This is a genomic window from Pseudoxanthomonas mexicana, assembly GCF_001556105.1.
GTDB lineage: Bacteria > Pseudomonadota > Gammaproteobacteria > Xanthomonadales > Xanthomonadaceae > Pseudoxanthomonas_A > Pseudoxanthomonas_A mexicana_A.
Genome location: NZ_LSIF01000079.1, coordinates 22,313 through 38,601 on the forward strand (window position 1 = coordinate 22,313; position 16,289 = coordinate 38,601).

At 64.9% G+C, this 16,289-nt stretch carries 14 protein-coding genes; 3 read left to right on the forward strand and 11 right to left on the reverse strand.

Going from position 1 to position 16,289, the window contains the following annotated elements:
- Positions 1-9: 9 nt before the first annotated feature.
- The 3 genes from AX730_RS13940 to AX730_RS13950 form a co-directional block, all read right to left on the reverse strand.
- Positions 10-306 carry a cell division protein ZapA gene (locus AX730_RS13940; RefSeq protein WP_062357508.1) on the reverse strand — a complete coding sequence of 99 codons (297 nt, stop codon included), beginning with the start codon at positions 304-306 and terminating at the stop codon, positions 10-12.
- Positions 303-524, reverse strand: coding sequence for a TIGR02449 family protein (locus tag AX730_RS13945; RefSeq protein WP_062357510.1), 222 nt, complete (start codon positions 522-524; stop codon positions 303-305). Before AX730_RS13945 ends, AX730_RS13940 begins: the two co-directional genes overlap by 4 nt.
- Before the next feature lie 116 nt (positions 525-640).
- Positions 641-2,899 (reverse strand): putative bifunctional diguanylate cyclase/phosphodiesterase, encoded by a 2,259-nt coding sequence (locus AX730_RS13950; protein WP_062357511.1) that lies wholly within the window; start codon positions 2,897-2,899, stop codon positions 641-643.
- Between the two features lie 134 nt (positions 2,900-3,033).
- On the opposite strand from AX730_RS13950, the gene AX730_RS13955 reads away from it, so the two are divergent.
- The 3 genes from AX730_RS13955 (at position 3,034) to AX730_RS13965 (ending at position 5,868) form a co-directional block, all read left to right on the forward strand.
- Positions 3,034-3,588: a UPF0149 family protein gene (locus AX730_RS13955; protein ID WP_062357513.1), complete on the forward strand. Its 555-nt coding sequence runs from the start codon at positions 3,034-3,036 to the stop codon at positions 3,586-3,588.
- Positions 3,588-4,910, forward strand: coding sequence for an aminopeptidase P N-terminal domain-containing protein (locus tag AX730_RS13960; RefSeq protein ID WP_062357515.1), 1,323 nt, complete (start codon positions 3,588-3,590; stop codon positions 4,908-4,910). The genes AX730_RS13955 and AX730_RS13960 overlap by 1 nt, the downstream gene beginning before the upstream one ends.
- A 472-nt stretch (positions 4,911-5,382) precedes the next feature.
- Positions 5,383-5,868 carry a hypothetical protein gene (locus tag AX730_RS13965; protein ID WP_062357517.1) on the forward strand — a complete coding sequence of 162 codons (486 nt, stop codon included), beginning with the start codon at positions 5,383-5,385 and terminating at the stop codon, positions 5,866-5,868.
- Between the two features lie 256 nt (positions 5,869-6,124).
- Here the strand turns inward: AX730_RS13965 and AX730_RS13970 are convergent, their stop codons facing one another.
- The 8 genes from AX730_RS13970 to rph form a co-directional block, all read right to left on the reverse strand.
- Positions 6,125-8,806, reverse strand: coding sequence for an ATP-binding domain-containing protein (locus tag AX730_RS13970; RefSeq protein ID WP_198147207.1), 2,682 nt, complete (start codon positions 8,804-8,806; stop codon positions 6,125-6,127).
- Between the two features lie 219 nt (positions 8,807-9,025).
- Entirely contained in the window at positions 9,026-10,366 is a 1,341-nt protein-coding gene (gene pepQ / locus AX730_RS13975; protein ID WP_062357521.1) for a Xaa-Pro dipeptidase, read from the reverse strand.
- 79 nt (positions 10,367-10,445) lie between these two features.
- Positions 10,446-10,793 carry a PilZ domain-containing protein gene (locus AX730_RS13980; RefSeq protein WP_062357523.1) on the reverse strand — a complete coding sequence of 116 codons (348 nt, stop codon included), beginning with the start codon at positions 10,791-10,793 and terminating at the stop codon, positions 10,446-10,448.
- Positions 10,790-13,315 (reverse strand): DUF1631 domain-containing protein, encoded by a 2,526-nt coding sequence (locus tag AX730_RS13985; protein WP_062357525.1) that lies wholly within the window; start codon positions 13,313-13,315, stop codon positions 10,790-10,792. The genes AX730_RS13980 and AX730_RS13985 overlap by 4 nt, the downstream gene beginning before the upstream one ends.
- Positions 13,316-13,406: 91 nt before the next feature.
- Complete coding sequence (gene hemW / locus AX730_RS13990) at positions 13,407-14,561, reverse strand: radical SAM family heme chaperone HemW (RefSeq protein ID WP_062357527.1); 1,155 nt, start codon at positions 14,559-14,561, stop codon at positions 13,407-13,409.
- Positions 14,562-14,564: 3 nt separating this feature from the next.
- Positions 14,565-15,158 (reverse strand): RdgB/HAM1 family non-canonical purine NTP pyrophosphatase, encoded by a 594-nt coding sequence (gene rdgB, locus AX730_RS13995; RefSeq protein WP_062357529.1) that lies wholly within the window; start codon positions 15,156-15,158, stop codon positions 14,565-14,567.
- Positions 15,159-15,164: 6 nt separating this feature from the next.
- Positions 15,165-15,554 carry a VOC family protein gene (locus tag AX730_RS14000; protein WP_062357531.1) on the reverse strand — a complete coding sequence of 130 codons (390 nt, stop codon included), beginning with the start codon at positions 15,552-15,554 and terminating at the stop codon, positions 15,165-15,167.
- A 4-nt stretch (positions 15,555-15,558) separates the two neighbouring features.
- Positions 15,559-16,284, reverse strand: coding sequence for a ribonuclease PH (rph, locus tag AX730_RS14005; protein ID WP_062357532.1), 726 nt, complete (start codon positions 16,282-16,284; stop codon positions 15,559-15,561).
- Positions 16,285-16,289 lie beyond the last annotated feature (5 nt).

Sequence of the window (16,289 nt, forward strand, 5' to 3'; positions counted from 1 at the left end):
CGCATCTCGTTACGTTGCGCCGAGTGCGCCATCGAGCTTGCGATGCAGGTCCTGCAAGGTGCGTTCGACCTCGCGGTTGCGCGCATGCTGCTCATCGCGCAACTGCTGCAATTCATGTGCCAGATTCAGTGCGGCCAGCACGGCGATGCGGTCCACCGCCGCCATGCGGTTGCTGCCACGTACTTCGCGCATGCGGCTGTCGAGCAGCTTGGCCGCGGCCATCAGGCTGGAGCGTTCATCGGGCGCGACACCGACGGTGTACTCGCGATCGAGGATGTGGACGCTGACGGGTTCGTTGGCGCTCACGTGTGCTGCTCCAGGGATTTCAACCGGCTGATCATCGCCTCCACGCGTGAACGCGCCTGCTCGTTCTTCGCCAGCAATTGCAGGCGTTCACCGACCAGCTGTTCCTGCTGCTGGCGCAGGCTGCGGTTCTCGTCCCCGAGGCGCTGGCAGCGATCCGCCAGGTCCTGGATGCGTGTGCTCAGCGTGCGCAGCTGATCGAGGAGGTCGGCGGTGTCCATGGCAGCCACGATAGGCATGCGCCCGAGGGCGGGTCAAGGGAGGGCGGGGGGAGGGAGCGACGTCAGTCGCGAAACCGGGACATCGATCGCCACTGGCGTCGCCCCCACAGGACAGTTCAGGAAGCGACGCGCATGCCGGAGCCGGGATAGTAGTCGCGGATGAAGCGCAGGCACTGGTCGGCGCTCAGCGCCTGCGAAACCCAATGGCCCTGGACCTCGTCGCACCCATGGTTGCGCAGGAACTCGTACTGGTCCCACGTCTCGACCCCTTCGGCGACGACCTTCAGCGCCAGCGACTGGCCCATCGTGATGATGGTACTGGTGATCGCCTCGTCGTCGGTGTCGTGGGTCAGGTCGCTGATGAATTCGCGATCGATCTTCAGCGTGGTCAGCGGCAACCGTTTCAGATAGGCCAGCGACGAGTAGCCGGTGCCGAAATCGTCGATCGCCAGCGAAATGCCCAGCCGGCGGCAGGCGCGCAGCGTGTCCGCATTCTGTTCCGGGCTGGCCATCACCACGCTCTCGGTCAGTTCCAGCTCCAGCCGGTTCGCCGGCACGTCCGTTTCCTGCAGCGTGCGTGCCACGACGGTCTGCAGGTCGCCTCGCTGCAACTGCGTGGCCGAGACGTTGACCGCCATGCTGAGTTCTTCCAGGCCGGCATCGTGCCATTCGCGCAGCGTCAGGCAGGCATGGCGCAGGGCCCAGGCGCCGAGTTCGAGGATCATCCCCGACTCTTCCGCCAACGGAATGAACTGCGCCGGCGACACCATGCCGAACTCCTTGCTGTCCCAGCGCAGCAGCGCTTCGACGCCGGTGATCCGCTGGCGCGAGATCGACAGCCGTGGCTGGTACACCAGCGACAGTTCGTTGCGGTCGATCGCCCGGCGCAGGGCGCTGGCGAGGATCGCGCGATGGCGGTTCTTTTCGTCCATCGACTCCGAATACATCTGGTACGTGTGCCGGCCCATCGCCTTGGCCTGGTACATGGCGGTGTCGGCGTGCTTCAGCAGTTCGGTCGGTACCTGCGCATGTTCGGGATACAGGCTGATGCCGATCGACGGCGAAACCGCCAGTTCCAGCCGCTCGCCGAAATTCAGCGGCGTGCGGAACGCATGGATGATCCGTTGCGCGACGTCCTCGGCATCGGGCCTGCCGTCGATGTCTTCCAGCACGACGGTGAATTCGTCGCCACTCAGGCGCGCCACGGTGTGCTGCGTGCCCACGGTCTGCTGCACGCGCGCGGCGGCGGAACGCAGGATGCGGTCGCCGGTGGCGTGGCCCAGCGAATCGTTGATGTCCTTGAAGCGGTCCAGGTCGATGAACAGCACCGCCACGTGGCCATGCTCGCGGCGTGCCCGCACGATGGCGCGGGACAGCCGCTCGGACAGCAGCGAACGGTTGGGCAGGCTGGTCAGCGTGTCGTAGTTGGCCAGGTAACGCAGTTCCTGCTCGGCGCGCTTCTGTTCGGTGATGTCGGTCAGCACCTGCACGTACAGCGGCCGCTCGCCGCTGGCGTCGGGCACCACGTTGGTCTCGATGCGGCAGAGGATCTCCTCGCCGTCCTTGCGCACTTTCCAGATCTCGCCGGACCAGCGCCCGGTGAGGCGCAGCTCGCGATGCATGCGTTCGAAGAAGACCTCCTCGTGCTGGTCGCTGTCCAGCATGGTCATCGGCTGGCCGATGATCTCTTCCTCGGCATAGCCGGTGATGCGGGTGAAGGCCGGGTTGATCGTGATGAACTGGTGCGCCCAGTCCAGCACCGCCACGGCTTCGTTCATGCTGCGCATCACTTCGCCGGCGATGCGGTGTTCGTATTCGGCGTTGCGGCTGGCCGTGATATCGCGCGCGGTGCCGGCGATGCGGATCGGCTGGCCTCCGGCGTCGCGTTCGACGACGCGGCCACGTGCGCGCACCCATACCCACGTGCCGTTGCCCAGCATGTCCATGCGGTGTTCCGACATGAAGAGCGGCGTCTTGCCCTGCAGGTGCAGGCGCAGGCGTTCCTGCACCAGCGGCAGGTCTTCATCGTGGATCGTCGGCACTTCGCCCTGGCGCGTGAGCACCGTGATGTCGGCCGACTGCACGGCCGTTTCATCCGCCCGCATCCGGTAGAGCCGGCGCTGCACCAGGTCGTAGTCCCAGAACTGTTCGCCGGAGGCCCACAGGGCGAGCTTCAGGCGTTCGTCGCGGTTGCGCAGGGATTCGCTGCGCTGCGGCTCCGGTGGCGCCTGCCGGCTTTCCAGCCACGCCTGCCACCAGCGGCGCGTCCCGATCACGATCACGCCGACCAGTACTGCACCGGCAACCCCCATGGCCAGCCGGGACGACAGCGGGGAAGCCGTTGCCAGGATTGCAGCGACAGAGGAGGCGTGCATGGAGAGGCGGTCGGCCGGCGCGTAGGTAATACGGGAGTGTAGGCATGCGTACACATCCACAACAAGGAGGGAAACGGCTTTTCATTGATACACTTGCAGGGTTGTCCGAAACCCCTGGCGGATTGCGTTCTTCTATGCCCGACCTTCCTGATATTGCCGATGTAACGGCCGCGTCCCGCCAATCCGGCCTGGCCATGGATGCCTCGGAACTGCACGGTTCGCTGTGTGGCTGGCTGGCTGGCGGCGGCACCGCCTGTCTCTTATACACATCTCGTTGGCTGGCACGCGCGCTGGCCGATGACCAGCTGCCCGCGCCTGCCGCCGGCAGCGCACTGGACCAGCTGCGGCAGACCGCGGTGGCGCAGCTGGAAGACCGCAGCTTCGCTTTCGACCTGCTGCTGCCCGCGGCCGACCGCCCACTGGATGAGCGCGCGGAAGCACTGTTCTCGTGGTGCCAGGGCTTCCTGGGCGCGTTCGGGTTGGCGGCCGGCGCATCACCGCCGCTGTCCGAAGAAGGACAGGAAGCACTGCAGGACCTCGCACGCCTCGCGCAGGCCTCGGCCGAGAGCAGCGACGACGAGGAAGACGAGGACGCCCTGGCCGAACTGGAAGAGTTCGTCCGCGTCGCCGTCCTGCTGCTGCATGGCGACTGCGTGCTCGGGCCCCGGCATCGCCGGAGCCTGAACTGATGAAGGCCGTCGCCGGCATCGGCGCGGCGGAATTCGCCCGCCGCCGCAAGCAGTTGATGCGGCTGGCCGGCAACGACGCGATCCTGGTCCTGCCCGCCGCGTCCGAGCGCGTGCGCAGCCACGACACGCACTACCCGTACCGGCAGGATTCGGACTTCTGGTACCTCAGCGGCTTTCCCGAGCCGGACGCCGTGCTGGTGCTGGTGCCCGGCCGCAAGCATGGCGAGACGATCCTGTTCTGTCGCGAGCGCGATCCCGAGCGCGAAGGCTGGGACGGTCCGCGCGCCGGCCAGGATGGCGCGGTCAACGACCACGGCATGGACGATGCCTATCCCATCGACGATCTCGACGAGATCCTGCCCGGCCTGCTGGAAGGGCGTTCGCGCGTCTACTACCACTTCGGCCGCGATGCCGACTTCGATCTCAAGCTGATCGGCTGGGTGCGCCATGTGCGTGCGCACGTGAAGCAGGGCGCGCAGCCGCCGCACGAGTTCCTCGAACTCGGTCATCTGCTGCACGACCTGCGGCTGTTCAAGTCGAAGGACGAGATCAAGCTGATGCAGCGCGCCGCCGACATCAGCGTCGAGGCGCACCGCGCGGCGATGCGCGTGGCGCGTCCCGGTATCCGCGAGTACGAACTGCAGGCCGATCTCGAACGCGTGTTCCGCGCCAACGATGCCTGGCCGGCCTACAACAGCATCGTCGGTGCCGGCCGCAACGCCTGCGTGCTGCACTACCGCGCCAATACCGCGCAGGCGCGCGATGGCGAACTGGTGCTGATCGATGCCGGTGCCGAGTACCGCGGCTATGCCGCCGACATCACCCGTACCTTCCCGGTCAACGGCCGTTTCACCCCCGCGCAGCGCGCACTGCACGATCTGGTCGGCGAGGCCCAGCGCGCCGCGCTGGACTGCGCCCGCGTCGGCGTGCCGTACGAAGCCGGCCACGTCGCCGCGGTGGAGACGCTGACCGAGGGCCTGCTCAGACTCGGCCTGCTGAAAGGCAAGCTGGAGAAAAACCTCGCCGAAGGCACCTACCGTCGCTTCTATCGCCACAAGACCGGGCACTGGCTGGGCCTGGACGTGCACGACGTCGGCGACTACCGCATCGACGGCGAATCGCGCCTGCTGGAAGCCGGCATGGTGTTCACCATCGAGCCCGGCCTGTACATCGGCCACGATGACGAGAGCGTCGACGCGAAGTGGCGCGGCATCGGCATCCGCACCGAAGACGACGTGCTGGTCACCGCCGGCGAACCGGTCGTGCTGACCGATGCGCTGGCGCGCAGCGCCGACGAGATCGAAGCGGCGATGGCGGAGTAAGCCAGCGAGGCACTTTGCCTCGCGGCCAAGCCTTCGAGCCCCGTGCACGCACCTCGATGGTTCGTCGCCCTCCGGTGAAGCCTCGCCGTCGAGCCCGGGATCCTTGAAGGCAAGGAAATTTGCCTCGACACCTCAAGCCAAAAAGCCTCGGTGCCAGGGCGAAAAGCCGTGTCGCCAGCCGGTGGAGGTTCGCGTTCGAGGCAACCTGCCTGATCGAGTCACGGGAATGCCTCGCCATGCGAGGCAAATTTCTTGGCCATCGAACTTCGACGGCATGCGCACGCACCTCGTTGGGTCGATGCCTCACATACGTGAGGTGCTTGCGACGATCCTCGCGACAAGTACGTACGAATACGTGGCTATTGTTAGTCATTTTCTGTGGTCATCGCCTTGGATGAGCGCGTGTGACGGGGTAGCGTGACCAGGCCGTCGGAGTCGGCGGCATCACCTGACATGGAATCAAGGAGCGACAATGAGTCAGAACCTCGTAGACCTACCGATCGACGCCAGCATGCTCGATCCGCTGGATGCCGCCATCACGCAGATGGAAACCAGCCTGGCCGGCTTGATCTCGCTGACACCGGAACAGCGGCGTGGGCTGATGAAGATGGGCGAGAAGTCCGAAGCCTTCTGCCGTGCGGCGTTGAACGTGGCGCAGCAGCACAGCGGCATCATGGCGCGGGATTTCGACATCGACGCCTTCCAGCGCGATCAGCAGATCCTGGATTTGCTACGCCCTCGCATCCTGCGCATCGCACACCTGTACCAGCGCATCACCGATGCCGAGATGGCGCTGGGCAGCGACCAGATGGTCGCCGCACTGGAGGTGTATGGCGCGCTGCGGGTGGCCGGCAAGGGCAAGAGCCTGGACGAAGCCCGCCGCAACTTGGGCGCCCGCTGGCGCATGAACACACAGGAGCCGGAGAAGACGCCTGCGGAATCGGGCAGTGGCCCATAGTGTGTTGATGGAGGGTTGATGTAAGAAAGCGGCCCCGCGATGCGGGGCCGTTCTGTTTCCGGAGGGGGGGCAACGTAGCCTAGGCAAGGCCGAGCTCGGCTAGTTCGCCGAGCTCCAATCGGGACAGCGTCTCTTGGGCCGCGCCCGCTCGAACTGCGGCATCCCTTTGCCTCAAGCCAAGAGAACGTCTGCGAGCCGCCATGACTTCAGCGAGTTTGATCAATGCATGTCAAATTTTCAAACCTTAAGAGGATCATCACCAAGATTCCGCTAGGCCATCCCGGAGAGGCTCCAATTGCGCTGGTAAGTGCCCATAGCAAGCTAAACCGAGATAGGTCGCTGCTCGAGTCGCGCCCACGTACAGGTACCTCTGGAACAAGGCAGGCTGGTCCACAGCCAAATGATCGACCCCGGCGAAGAAAACGGCCTCGAATTCCAGACCCTTGATATGACGAACGTCGAATACTCGGACCTCGTTGCCGTCTCCAAGCGCCTTGCCATCTTCACATGGAATAGCTCGCAGATTCACTGCCTCCAGGCGCTTACTGAGCGCCGCCGCCATCTGCTTCACCTCTGACTCTCCGTTAACGAAGACCGCCATCGTTGGAAACAAACTGACCGTCCTCCACACGTCGATAATGCGATTCGCGATCCAGTCCGCAGCACCATCCACGTCTATCGCGTTTTCGAGAAGTATCGGCGCTACGCCGTCGTGGGTTGACTCTTGCGGCACAGAGCCAAGGGCCCTGACATCCCCGCCGAAGCTCTCAAGCAATGATGAAGAGAACTGGTTTAATCGCCGACTTTGACGGTAAACGACGTTGATCGATTTCTGCTGGATGGCCGACGATACCCACTCTAGGTGATCGCTTGACCTGATGCCTAGCCGCGTTATGCGCTGGTTGAAGTCGCCGCACGCAAAGAAAGATCGCCCTTTAAGCGTTGTCAGGCTCTCCATGCAGGCCAGCTGCAGAACCGAGAAGTCGGTCGCCTCATCAACCATGACCTGGTTCCTGAACGCATCAGATAGGTTAGGCAAGGTCTGGAAGCGTGGCGCTTCGAGCTCCCGGACTATGAATGATTGCGACAGGAGTTGACGCGCATTTCTGAGCATCAGCAGGATGATCGCGTCGACCTCTGTAGGCGAAAGATGCGATGGCGGCTGGAACTCCCCCGAGAAGAATGCGCCGACAGCCTGCCGTTCCTTACGGAAGGACCGATAGCTTTGCGGAACATCGATCACGAAGCGCTTGGACGCGTTTGAAAAGCGGCGCAAGCCATTCTGGAACGCAATCCCTTGGCCAATTTGCGTCAGAACGTCATCGGACGGCATCCTCTCGCCGAGCCAGTCACGCACTTTCGCCGCCCGAGACTCCTTGGAGACAGATCTCTTAAGATACTTGTATCGCGCCAGCGTACGGATCGCAGCAAGGTACACCTTGACAGCGCGTTGAACGTCGGTTTGCGCAACAGGAGCATCGACCTCGCTTTCATCCTCATCGAACTCCGCATCTTCATCCGAATCGTCGTCTTCGTCCTGTCCAATACTGTCGAGGAACTTGGAAAGCTGCGCGAAGATTGCTTTGTCACTGTTGTAAAGCGTGTTCCTTTCTTGCTTCAGGAACCGCTCCGTTGCCGTCTTTGCTACATCCAGTGACGACCTGATTTCGCCTTCAAGGGCATCAAGCTCACGATAGACAACCACCCATCGGTCTTCACTCCCACGTTCGACGATCGCCTGAAGTCGATCCACCAGAGCCTCATTGATACCGGTCGCTGCCGTGATTGCGATCAGCGCCCCTTCTTCCAGCTTGGACCTTACCAATCCCGCGTGATGTGTCCGAAAGGCGTCGAACCATTCCCGCGGATCGTCCAGCACTTCAGCAAGAAGATTGTCCATCGACTCCTTTAGATGGAATCGGCCACCATTCGGGCTTTTTAACACTCCGAGTGTGTTGCGCGCGAGGAAGCGCCTATACGAATCCCAAGTCTTGATTCGGTCTTCTTCGACGACTACCTGCTCATGACCAAATGCCTCCTTCAAGTATTCCTTCAGGAGATCGGATGGCGTAAACATCAGCCAGCTTTTGGCGTGGGTAAGAACACCCTCATCACCCATCAAAGCGCCTTCCATCGCATCCAGATTGTCTGGATTCAACTTCTGTCCAAGCCGCTTGATCAAGGTTGTCGTTTTGCCGGTTCCCGGAGGGCCGAGGATTATCAGCTGACTATTAACCGGCAATCGGAAGATCTCATCCTGGAATTTGTCCAGAATAGGTTGGTCGCGAAGTGCCATGGCCGTTCGCACCTGATGGGAGATGCCATGCGCAACCCCTTCTCCTGCACCGTCTGCACTGAGCAATCGGTCTAGCTCGTCCGTATCGTCGATGCCCTCCTTTGCAAGTAAACGCCGAAACGATTCTATGGTGTAGGTGCCACGCCGCTCGTGGCGATACTCATTGCGGAGAGAATCCCAAAGACCCTCTTCCTGTCTCGGATGAAGCATGGTCTTTTCTACAACGTAAAACGTCTTTACTTGGCCGTGGATCTCGACCTGACCCTCTTCGCCTACTGGAAGCGCCGCAAGCCTCCCAAAATTGGATTCGTAGCTAGCAAGCTGCCGCCCTCCAGCAAGCGTAACGCTCTCCTTTACGCCCTTCCGAGAAAGGTAGAAGGTGAACTCTCGATTGTCATCGTCAATTGCGATGACTCGGGCAATGGCCGGTTGTTTGCGCAGGACTTGATACCCATCCCGACTTTCCCTTCGGATGTCTTCCAACTGCTGAAATGCACTGCCACCTGTCAATGTATTGCCAGACGCCAAGCCATCGACCGAAGCGCCGCTAATATGACTCGACTTTAGCTCTGCTTTCCCGGAAATTTCGGTAATGACATCAAGCGCCTCTTCTGCCAAAGCATCAAACTGAAGATCTTCCATAACTTCCCTCTGCAGTAAGTATGAAACAGCCATCTATTTTTTAGGCAGACTCATGTCGCCACATGGTCAAGCGATCTTCTTGATCGTCTGTCAATTCCGAACCAGTACCCTGATCGGCCAGCCAGCGTAGCCCAGGTAAGCGAAGCGCACCCGCGGCGCTTCTTACGGAACCGTTCCGATCCCGGGGCGGCCTTCGGCGGCAGCGGGACTACGCGGGCTTCAGCTGATTTCTTCGAACGCCGGTCGCGTCAGGTTGTCGGCATCACCCTCGGTGCACCGCACTTCGTCCTCGATGCGGATGCCGCCGTACGGGCGGAAGGCATCGACGCGCGACCAGTCGACGCTGGCGGCGTGGCCGTTCTTCTTGACCTCGTCCAGCAACATGTCGATGAAGTAGAGGCCGGGCTCGATGGTCACCACCATGCCGGGTTCCAGCACGCGGGTCATGCGCAGGTAGGGGTGGCCGGCGGGGCGTTCGATGCGGCCGCCGCGATCACTGGCGGCGAAGCCCGCCACGTCGTGCACCTGCAGGCCGATCGGATGGCCCAGGCCATGCGGGAAGAATGCCGCGCTGACGCCGGTGGCGACCGCCGCTTCCGGCGACACCGTGATCACGCCAAAGTCCTTCAGGATGCCCATCAGCGTCAGATGCGCATCCACGTGCAGTTGCTTGTAGTCCACGTTCGCGCATACGCCGGCGCACATGCGCTGCTGTGCGGCGTCGACGGCGTCGATCAGCGCCTGGAACTCGCTGCCGGTGTCGTAGGCATAGGTGCGGGTGATGTCGCTGGCGTAGCCGTGGACGCTGGCGCCGGCGTCGATCAGGAAGCTGCGCAGCGGATCGGGCGCGACGCGTTGCAGTTCGGTGTAGTGCAGTACCGCGGCGTGTTCGTTGAGGCCGATGATGTTGCCGTAGGGCAGGTCATTGGCGTCCTGGCCGACCGCGGTGCAGTACGCCATGTGGATGCCGAACTCGCTCTGGCCCGCGCGGAACGCGGCCTCCGCAGCGCGATGGCCACGCACGGCCAGGCGCTGCGCCTGCCGCATCAACGCGATCTCGTAAGGCGTCTTATACGAGCGCTGGTACTCCAGGTACTGGATGACCGGTTCGGGATTGTTCGGCGTGTAGTCACCGAGCGCGCTCTGCGGCTCGCCGAGGATCGCGCTGCGCGCGGCAGGCGGCAGCAGTGCCGCCGCCTCGTCGGGCTTGCGGATGATGTGGACATCCACGTGGTCCACCCACCAGCCGCTGGGTGCATCCGGGACGACATGCCAGTAATCGAACGGCTGGTAGAAGATCACCTTCGGCCGCTGCCCGGGCGTGTACACCAGCCAGCTGTACGGCAGGCGCGTGAGCGGCAACCACGCCTTGAACTGCGGGTTGACTGCGTACGGATAGTCGCGGTCGTCGAAGACCTGCCAATGCTGCGTGCCGCTGGGCACGACGAGATGGTCGAAGCCGCCACGCGCCAGGGCTTCGTCCGCGCGCCGCTTCATCGTCGCCAGGTGGTCGGCGTACAGCGGGACCAGGTCGGTGTCGAAGGCGGCGGGTGCATTCATGGCGGCGGCTCGTACGAGAGAGTCGCTATTTTGCCGCAATCATCCCGCGCGGGCGTTGCGCAGCCGGGCACATTGCGCGCTATTCGGCCTCGGGACCGGCGTTGACCCAGTTGCGCAGGCGTTCCAGCGGTTCGCGGTCGATGGTCAGGAAACGCAGGCCGGCGAAGGCCTGCCCGGGCGTGTTCGCCGCGGCGGACCACACCAGGTGCGCGCCCACGTCGATCGGTACGTCCTGTCCGCGTGCGTCCTGCAGGTGGAAGCGCAACTGGTACAACGCGTCATCCACCACCGGTTCGGTCGCGACCAGCAGCATGCCTGACTCGGAGAGATTGCCCAGCCGACCGATGACCTGTTCGGTCATCAGGTCGAACACCGGGACCGGCTTGGGCACGGCGCGCCGGCGGGCGCGGCGGAACTCGCGCATCATGCGGCGTCTCCTGCGGGTTCGCCGCTACGGCCGGTCAGGCTGCGCAGCGCGTTGAGGGTGGCGTTCCAGGCGCGGTCGATCAGGCGGCCACGGTCCTCGGTGACCACCTGCGCCTGGCCCTTGGCCATCAGGTGCGCCAGTGTGTCCAGCGAATGCTCGCCCACGCGCTGGCCGCGCTGGTTGACGAACAGCGCATTGCCCGTGACCGGGCTGAACCACGACAGGCGCTGGCGCTGCACGTCACCCTGCTGGTTGCGGGTGAATTCGAACCACGTACCGAACGGCAGCGTGCGCAGGTAGTCGTAGCACTCCTGTTCCTGCGGCGTGCGCGGCTGGACGACCTTCTTCTTGACCTCTCCCTGGCCACCCAGGCGCGCGCGCGCCTTGAGGCGCGCGGTCAGTTCGGTGCGCGAGGTGGTCTCGTCTTCCTCGGCGCTGGACAGGCGACGCGAGATCGCGGCGGCTTCGTCTTCGTGGTAGCCCACCTGCACCAGCGATTTCTCGATCTTGCTTGCCAGCTCCGTGTTGGCGGCCTGCGACGAGGTCGTGGCGGAGACGATTTCCAGCGTGGTCTGCAGCTGGTCGGCCCATTCCGTCGACGATTCGCCATTACGAAGCTGGGTGAGCGTAAGCACGTCGGCCCAGGCCTGGCTGAGCAGCGCTTGCACGAACTTCTGCGGCTTGGCTTCGGCCATCGCCGATTCGATGGTGTCGGAGGCGCGTTGTTTGGCGATCTCCAGGCGATCCTTGCCGCGTGCGGCTTCGATCTGCCGGCGCTCGGCCAACTCGGCCTTGCGCGCCGCCGCCTGCAGGTGCTGCTGCACGTCGCGGTTGGCATCCTCGAAGACGGCTTCGTCGCCTTCGTAGGTTTCCACGACGGTCTCGACGGCCTTGTGCAGGCGCTGTACCAGGTGCGGATCGACGTCCTCGTCGCCCAGCCACGTCGCGCCGGATTCGGCGACCGTGTTGAGCAGGTCGCGCGCGGGGTGCTGCGTGCGCAGGAAGAAGTTGCGATCGCGCAGCGCCGCCTGTACGACGGGCACCTGCAGCCGCACCAGCATGTCGGCGGCCGGCGCATCGTGTTGCACTTCCCGCTCGATCTCGTTGTACAGCAGGTCGAGCAGTTCGAACGTGTCCGAATCCGCACTGGCCAGCACCGCACCGGGGCCGTGCTTGGCGCGCACTTCGGCCAGCATGAACTGCTGCAGGTCGGCCACGCTCCGGCGCGGCTGGTCCGGTGCACGCGCGGGCAAGGGTGACGCCTGCAGGGACTGCAGCATGCTGAGGACGTCGGGCGTGGGCAGCAGGCGGCGAGGCGCGGGCGCGTCGGACGTTCCGGCCGCACCGCCGCCAGAGCCGCCGCCTGAACCGCCTCCCGGATGGCTGGCCGAATGGCCGGCTGAACCGCCGCCGGGACCACCAGCCGAGGCGCCACCGGCAGTACCTGCCGGGCCACGACCGGCACCAGCCGTCGCCAGCGGGGCGATTTCGCCGTCCTGGGCAAGTGCGTCGGCCTGCAGTCCGCCGCGGCGGATGGACAGGAGCTTCTGCAGCACTTCGAACGAGCCCGCCATGTCCTGCGGCGCGCCCTCGGCAGCCGGCGTGCCGGCCGTCGGGTTGCCGGCGCTCGTGGACGCCGGCGACCCGCGTTCGTCTGCCGTCTTGCCGCCGGTGAGCGTAGCCGCGACGGCGTCCAGTTGTTCGGGCGTCAGCGTGGCCCAGTGCGATGCGCCCGCCTGGCCTTGCCAGCCGGTCATCGGTCGCGGACCGCCATCGGCTTCGTCGCGCGGTGGCCGCACGATCTCGATGGTGCGTGCGCGCCGCGGCATGTAGGCCAGGCCCGGCAGGATGCCGTCGCGCGCCAGGAACTGGTTCACCGTGTTCGCCCACTCGGTGTAGTTCGACATCACCTTGTGGTCGAAGCTGCGGTACAGCACCAGTTGCGCGTCGATCGAGAGCTCGAGGCAGGCCGAAGCGTCCTTCAGCAGGTGGCACAGGCGATGGGGCCCGAGCGGCAAGGTTTCCGACTCGTAAGCGGGACGGCAGGCGAGCACGCCGAAGCGCTGGCCCAGCATGAGGATCTGCGCATTGCCGCGTTGTTCGTGCCGGCGCGCGACTTCGCGCAGCACGATCTCCTGGTCCATCACGGCGTCTTCGACCAGGGTCAGCGTCTGGTAGTCCAGGCGCAGGGGCGCCTGTTCGCCAGCGGCAAGCGTGCTGCGGATCGCCGCCAGCTCCGACTCCAGCGCAAACATGTACTGCGGAACCAGTTCGACACGGTTCTTCTGCAGCGAACGCAGGTCGACGAAGATCTGCGTCTGCAGATGGTTGCTGCGCGCCTGCTCGGCCTGCTTGAACAACTGTTGTTCGAATTCCACCAGCATGCCGTTCAATGCGGCGACGAAATCGGTGGCGATGTGGTCGAACAGGTTCTGCAGCACGCGGCGCACGCGCGGCGGCAGCGCCGCCGACGCGATCGTGGTCGGCGCGGCAACGGACGTAGGCGGTCGTGTCGCGGTCATCGGTGCAGTGGGCTCCCCTCTGGTTGCATCATTATCACACCCCGCATCGCCTGCGCATCCGCCGGTCGTTTCGCAGCAGGGCGTAGGGGTGTCAGGTATCCAGGAAGCGCTCGATCACGTCGTTGGTGAATCGGCGGCCCAGTGCCGTGGGACGCACATGGGTGTCGGACAGTTCCAGCCAGCCCTGCTGCAAGGACTGTTCCAGTGCCGGCGCGATACTCGACACTGGCAAGCCGGTGGTGGCGATGAAGTCGGCCAGCGCGAAGCCTTCCTGCAAGCGCAACGCATTGAGCATGAACTCGAACGGCCGGCGATCGGGCGTGATGTCGTCATCACCGCCGATCGCCTGTGGGGTACCGGCGGCGGCGAGATAGGCCGCGGGATGTTTGATCTTCCAGCGGCGCAGGACCTGCTGCGTGGCGCCCAGGGTGATCTTGCCGTGTGCGCCGGCACCGATGCCGACGTAATCGCCATAACGCCAATAATTGAGGTTGTGCGCGCAGCGGCGCCCGGGTCGCGCGTACGCACTGACTTCGTAGTGCTGGTAGCCGGCATCGGCCAGCAAGGCTTGGCAGTGTTCCTGCATGTCCCAGGCGTGGTCGTCGTCGGGAATGCCCTTCGGCGGCCGCGAGAAGAACACCGTGTTCGGTTCCAGCGTCAGCTGGTAGTGCGAAATGTGCGCCGGCTGCAACGCGAATGCGCGGTGCAGGTCGTGCTCGGCCATGGCCAGCGTCTGGCCGGGCAGGGCGTACATCAGGTCGAGGTTGAAGTTGTCGAAGCCGGCATCCTGCGCCAGCTTCACCGCATGCTCGGCTTCCTGGCTGTCGTGGATGCGGCCGAGCTTCTTCAGGCTCTCGTCGTCGAAGCTCTGGATGCCGAAGCTGATACGGTTCACGCCGGCGGCACGGTAGTTCTCGAAACGCCCGTGTTCGGCGGTGCCGGGATTGGTTTCGAGCGTGATCTCCAGCCCCGGCGCGAAGCGCAGCCGGCTGCTGGCGCCCTGCAGGAAGCGGTCGATCGCCTCCGGTGGAAACAGGCTGGGGGTTCCGCCACCGAAGAACACGCTGTGCACGGTGCGGCCCCAGACCAGCGGCAGGTCGTGGTCGAGGTCGCGCAGCAGGGCGTCGACGTAGTCGTCGAATGGCAGCTCACCCTTGCCCTGGTGCGAATTGAAATCGCAGTATGGACATTTGCGCACGCACCACGGCATGTGCACGTAGAGCGACAGGGGCGGTGGGATCAGCATGGGTCAGGACAGGTCGGGCAGCCGCTGCCTGAGCCCGGCCAGCGCCTTGCCGCGGTGGCTGATGCGGTTCTTCTCGGCCAGCGGCATGTCCGCCGCGGTCTGCCCGCGCTGCGGGTCGAAGAACACCGGGTCGTAGCCGTGGCCGCCGCTGCCGCGGCGCTCGTGCAGGATGCGGCCGCGCCACTCGCCTTCGACGATCAGTGGCTGCGGGTCGTGCGCGTGGCGCAGCAGCACCAGCACGCAGTAGAAATGCGCGCCACGCTGCTCGCCGGCGACGTCCTTCAGCGCATCCAGCAGCTTGTCGATGTTGCGGTCCGCATTGCCGTGCTCGCCGGCGTAGCGCGCCGAGTACAGGCCGGGTGCGCCATTGAGCGCATCCACGCAGATGCCGGAGTCGTCGGCCAGCGCGGGCAGGCCGGTCTGCAGGCTGGCGTGGCGCGCCTTGATCAGTGCGTTCTCGACGAAGGTGGTGCCGGTCTCGTCGGCGTCTTCCACACCCAGGTCGGATTGCGCGACCAGTTCGATGCCGGTATCCGCCAGCAGGCCGCGGAGTTCTTCCAGCTTGCCCCGGTTGGAGGAGGCGAGGACGAGTTTCATCGCAGGTCAGCCCTTGGGTTGCAGCAGGTCCCAGCGGTTGCCGTAGGCATCGCGGAACACGGCGACGGTGGCATAGACCTCTTCGCGCGGCGTTTCAAGGAAATCGACACCCGCCGCGGTCATGCGCGCGTGGTCGCGCCAGAAATCGTCCGTCTGCAGGAAGAAGCCGACGCGTCCTCCGGTCTGGTCGCCGATGCGCGCGCGCTGCTCGTCCGTCGTCGCGACCGCCAGCAGCAGGTCGGTGCTGCCGTCGCCGGTCGGCGCCATCCGCACCCAGCGCTTGCCGCCGCCGAGGTCGGTGTCCTCGCGCAGCTCGAAGCCCAGCGCCTCGCGGTAATGCGCGATGGCGCGGTCGTAGTCGTCGACCAGCAGGGTCACCAGGCTCAGCAGCGCCATCGTCTCAGCCCGCCAGCGCCGCGCGCTGGGCGGCGAACAGTTCGCCAATGCCCTTCTCGCCGAGTGCGAGCAGCGCATCGAGTTCGTCGCGGCGGAACGCATGGCCTTCGGCGGTGCCCTGCAGTTCGATGAAGCCGCCGCCGTCGTTCATCACCAGGTTCATGTCGGTGTCGCAGTCGCTGTCCTCGGGGTAATCCAGGTCCAGCACCGGCACGCCACGGTAGATGCCTACCGAGACCGCCGCGACGGCGCCATGCACCACGTCGCGCTTGATCTCGTTGCGGCCCTTCAACCAGTTCACCGCGTCCACCAGTGCCACGTAGGCGCCGGTGATGGCGGCGGTACGCGTGCCGCCATCGGCCTGCAGCACGTCGCAGTCCAGCGTGATGGTGCGTTCGCCCAAGGCGCCGCGGTCCACGCAGGCGCGCAGGGTACGGCCGATCAGGCGCTGGATCTCCAGCGTGCGCCCGCCCTGCTTGCCGCGCGAGGCTTCGCGGTCGCTGCGGGTGTGGGTGGAGCGCGGCAGCATGCCGTATTCGGCGGTCACCCAGCCTTCTCCCTTGCCGCGCAGGAAGCCCGGCACCTTGTTCTCCACCGTGGCCGTGCACAGCACGCGGGTGTGGCCGAAGCTGACCAGGACCGAGCCCTCCGCGTGGCGGGTGTAGTTGCGCAGGATGCTGACGTCACGCATCTGGTCCGGCAGGCGGCCACTGGGGCGGGAGAAGGACATGGGGG

Coding starts and splice junctions, on each gene's coding strand:
- rph (WP_062357532.1), bottom strand. CDS start 16,284: ATGTCCTTCTCCCGCCCCAGTGGCCGCCTGCCGGACCAGATGCGTGAC.
- AX730_RS14000 (WP_062357531.1), bottom strand. CDS start 15,554: ATGGCGCTGCTGAGCCTGGTGACCCTGCTGGTCGACGACTACGACCGC.
- AX730_RS13980 (WP_062357523.1), bottom strand. CDS start 10,793: ATGATGCGCGAGTTCCGCCGCGCCCGCCGGCGCGCCGTGCCCAAGCCG.
- rdgB (WP_062357529.1), bottom strand. CDS start 15,158: ATGAAACTCGTCCTCGCCTCCTCCAACCGGGGCAAGCTGGAAGAACTC.
- AX730_RS13985 (WP_062357525.1), bottom strand. CDS start 13,315: ATGACCGCGACACGACCGCCTACGTCCGTTGCCGCGCCGACCACGATC.
- AX730_RS13965 (WP_062357517.1), top strand. CDS start 5,383: ATGAGTCAGAACCTCGTAGACCTACCGATCGACGCCAGCATGCTCGAT.
- AX730_RS13970 (WP_198147207.1), bottom strand. CDS start 8,806: ATGGAAGATCTTCAGTTTGATGCTTTGGCAGAAGAGGCGCTTGATGTC.
- hemW (WP_062357527.1), bottom strand. CDS start 14,561: ATGCTGATCCCACCGCCCCTGTCGCTCTACGTGCACATGCCGTGGTGC.
- AX730_RS13960 (WP_062357515.1), top strand. CDS start 3,588: ATGAAGGCCGTCGCCGGCATCGGCGCGGCGGAATTCGCCCGCCGCCGC.
- AX730_RS13950 (WP_062357511.1), bottom strand. CDS start 2,899: ATGCACGCCTCCTCTGTCGCTGCAATCCTGGCAACGGCTTCCCCGCTG.
- AX730_RS13955 (WP_062357513.1), top strand. CDS start 3,034: ATGCCCGACCTTCCTGATATTGCCGATGTAACGGCCGCGTCCCGCCAA.
- AX730_RS13945 (WP_062357510.1), bottom strand. CDS start 524: ATGGACACCGCCGACCTCCTCGATCAGCTGCGCACGCTGAGCACACGC.
- pepQ (WP_062357521.1), bottom strand. CDS start 10,366: ATGAATGCACCCGCCGCCTTCGACACCGACCTGGTCCCGCTGTACGCC.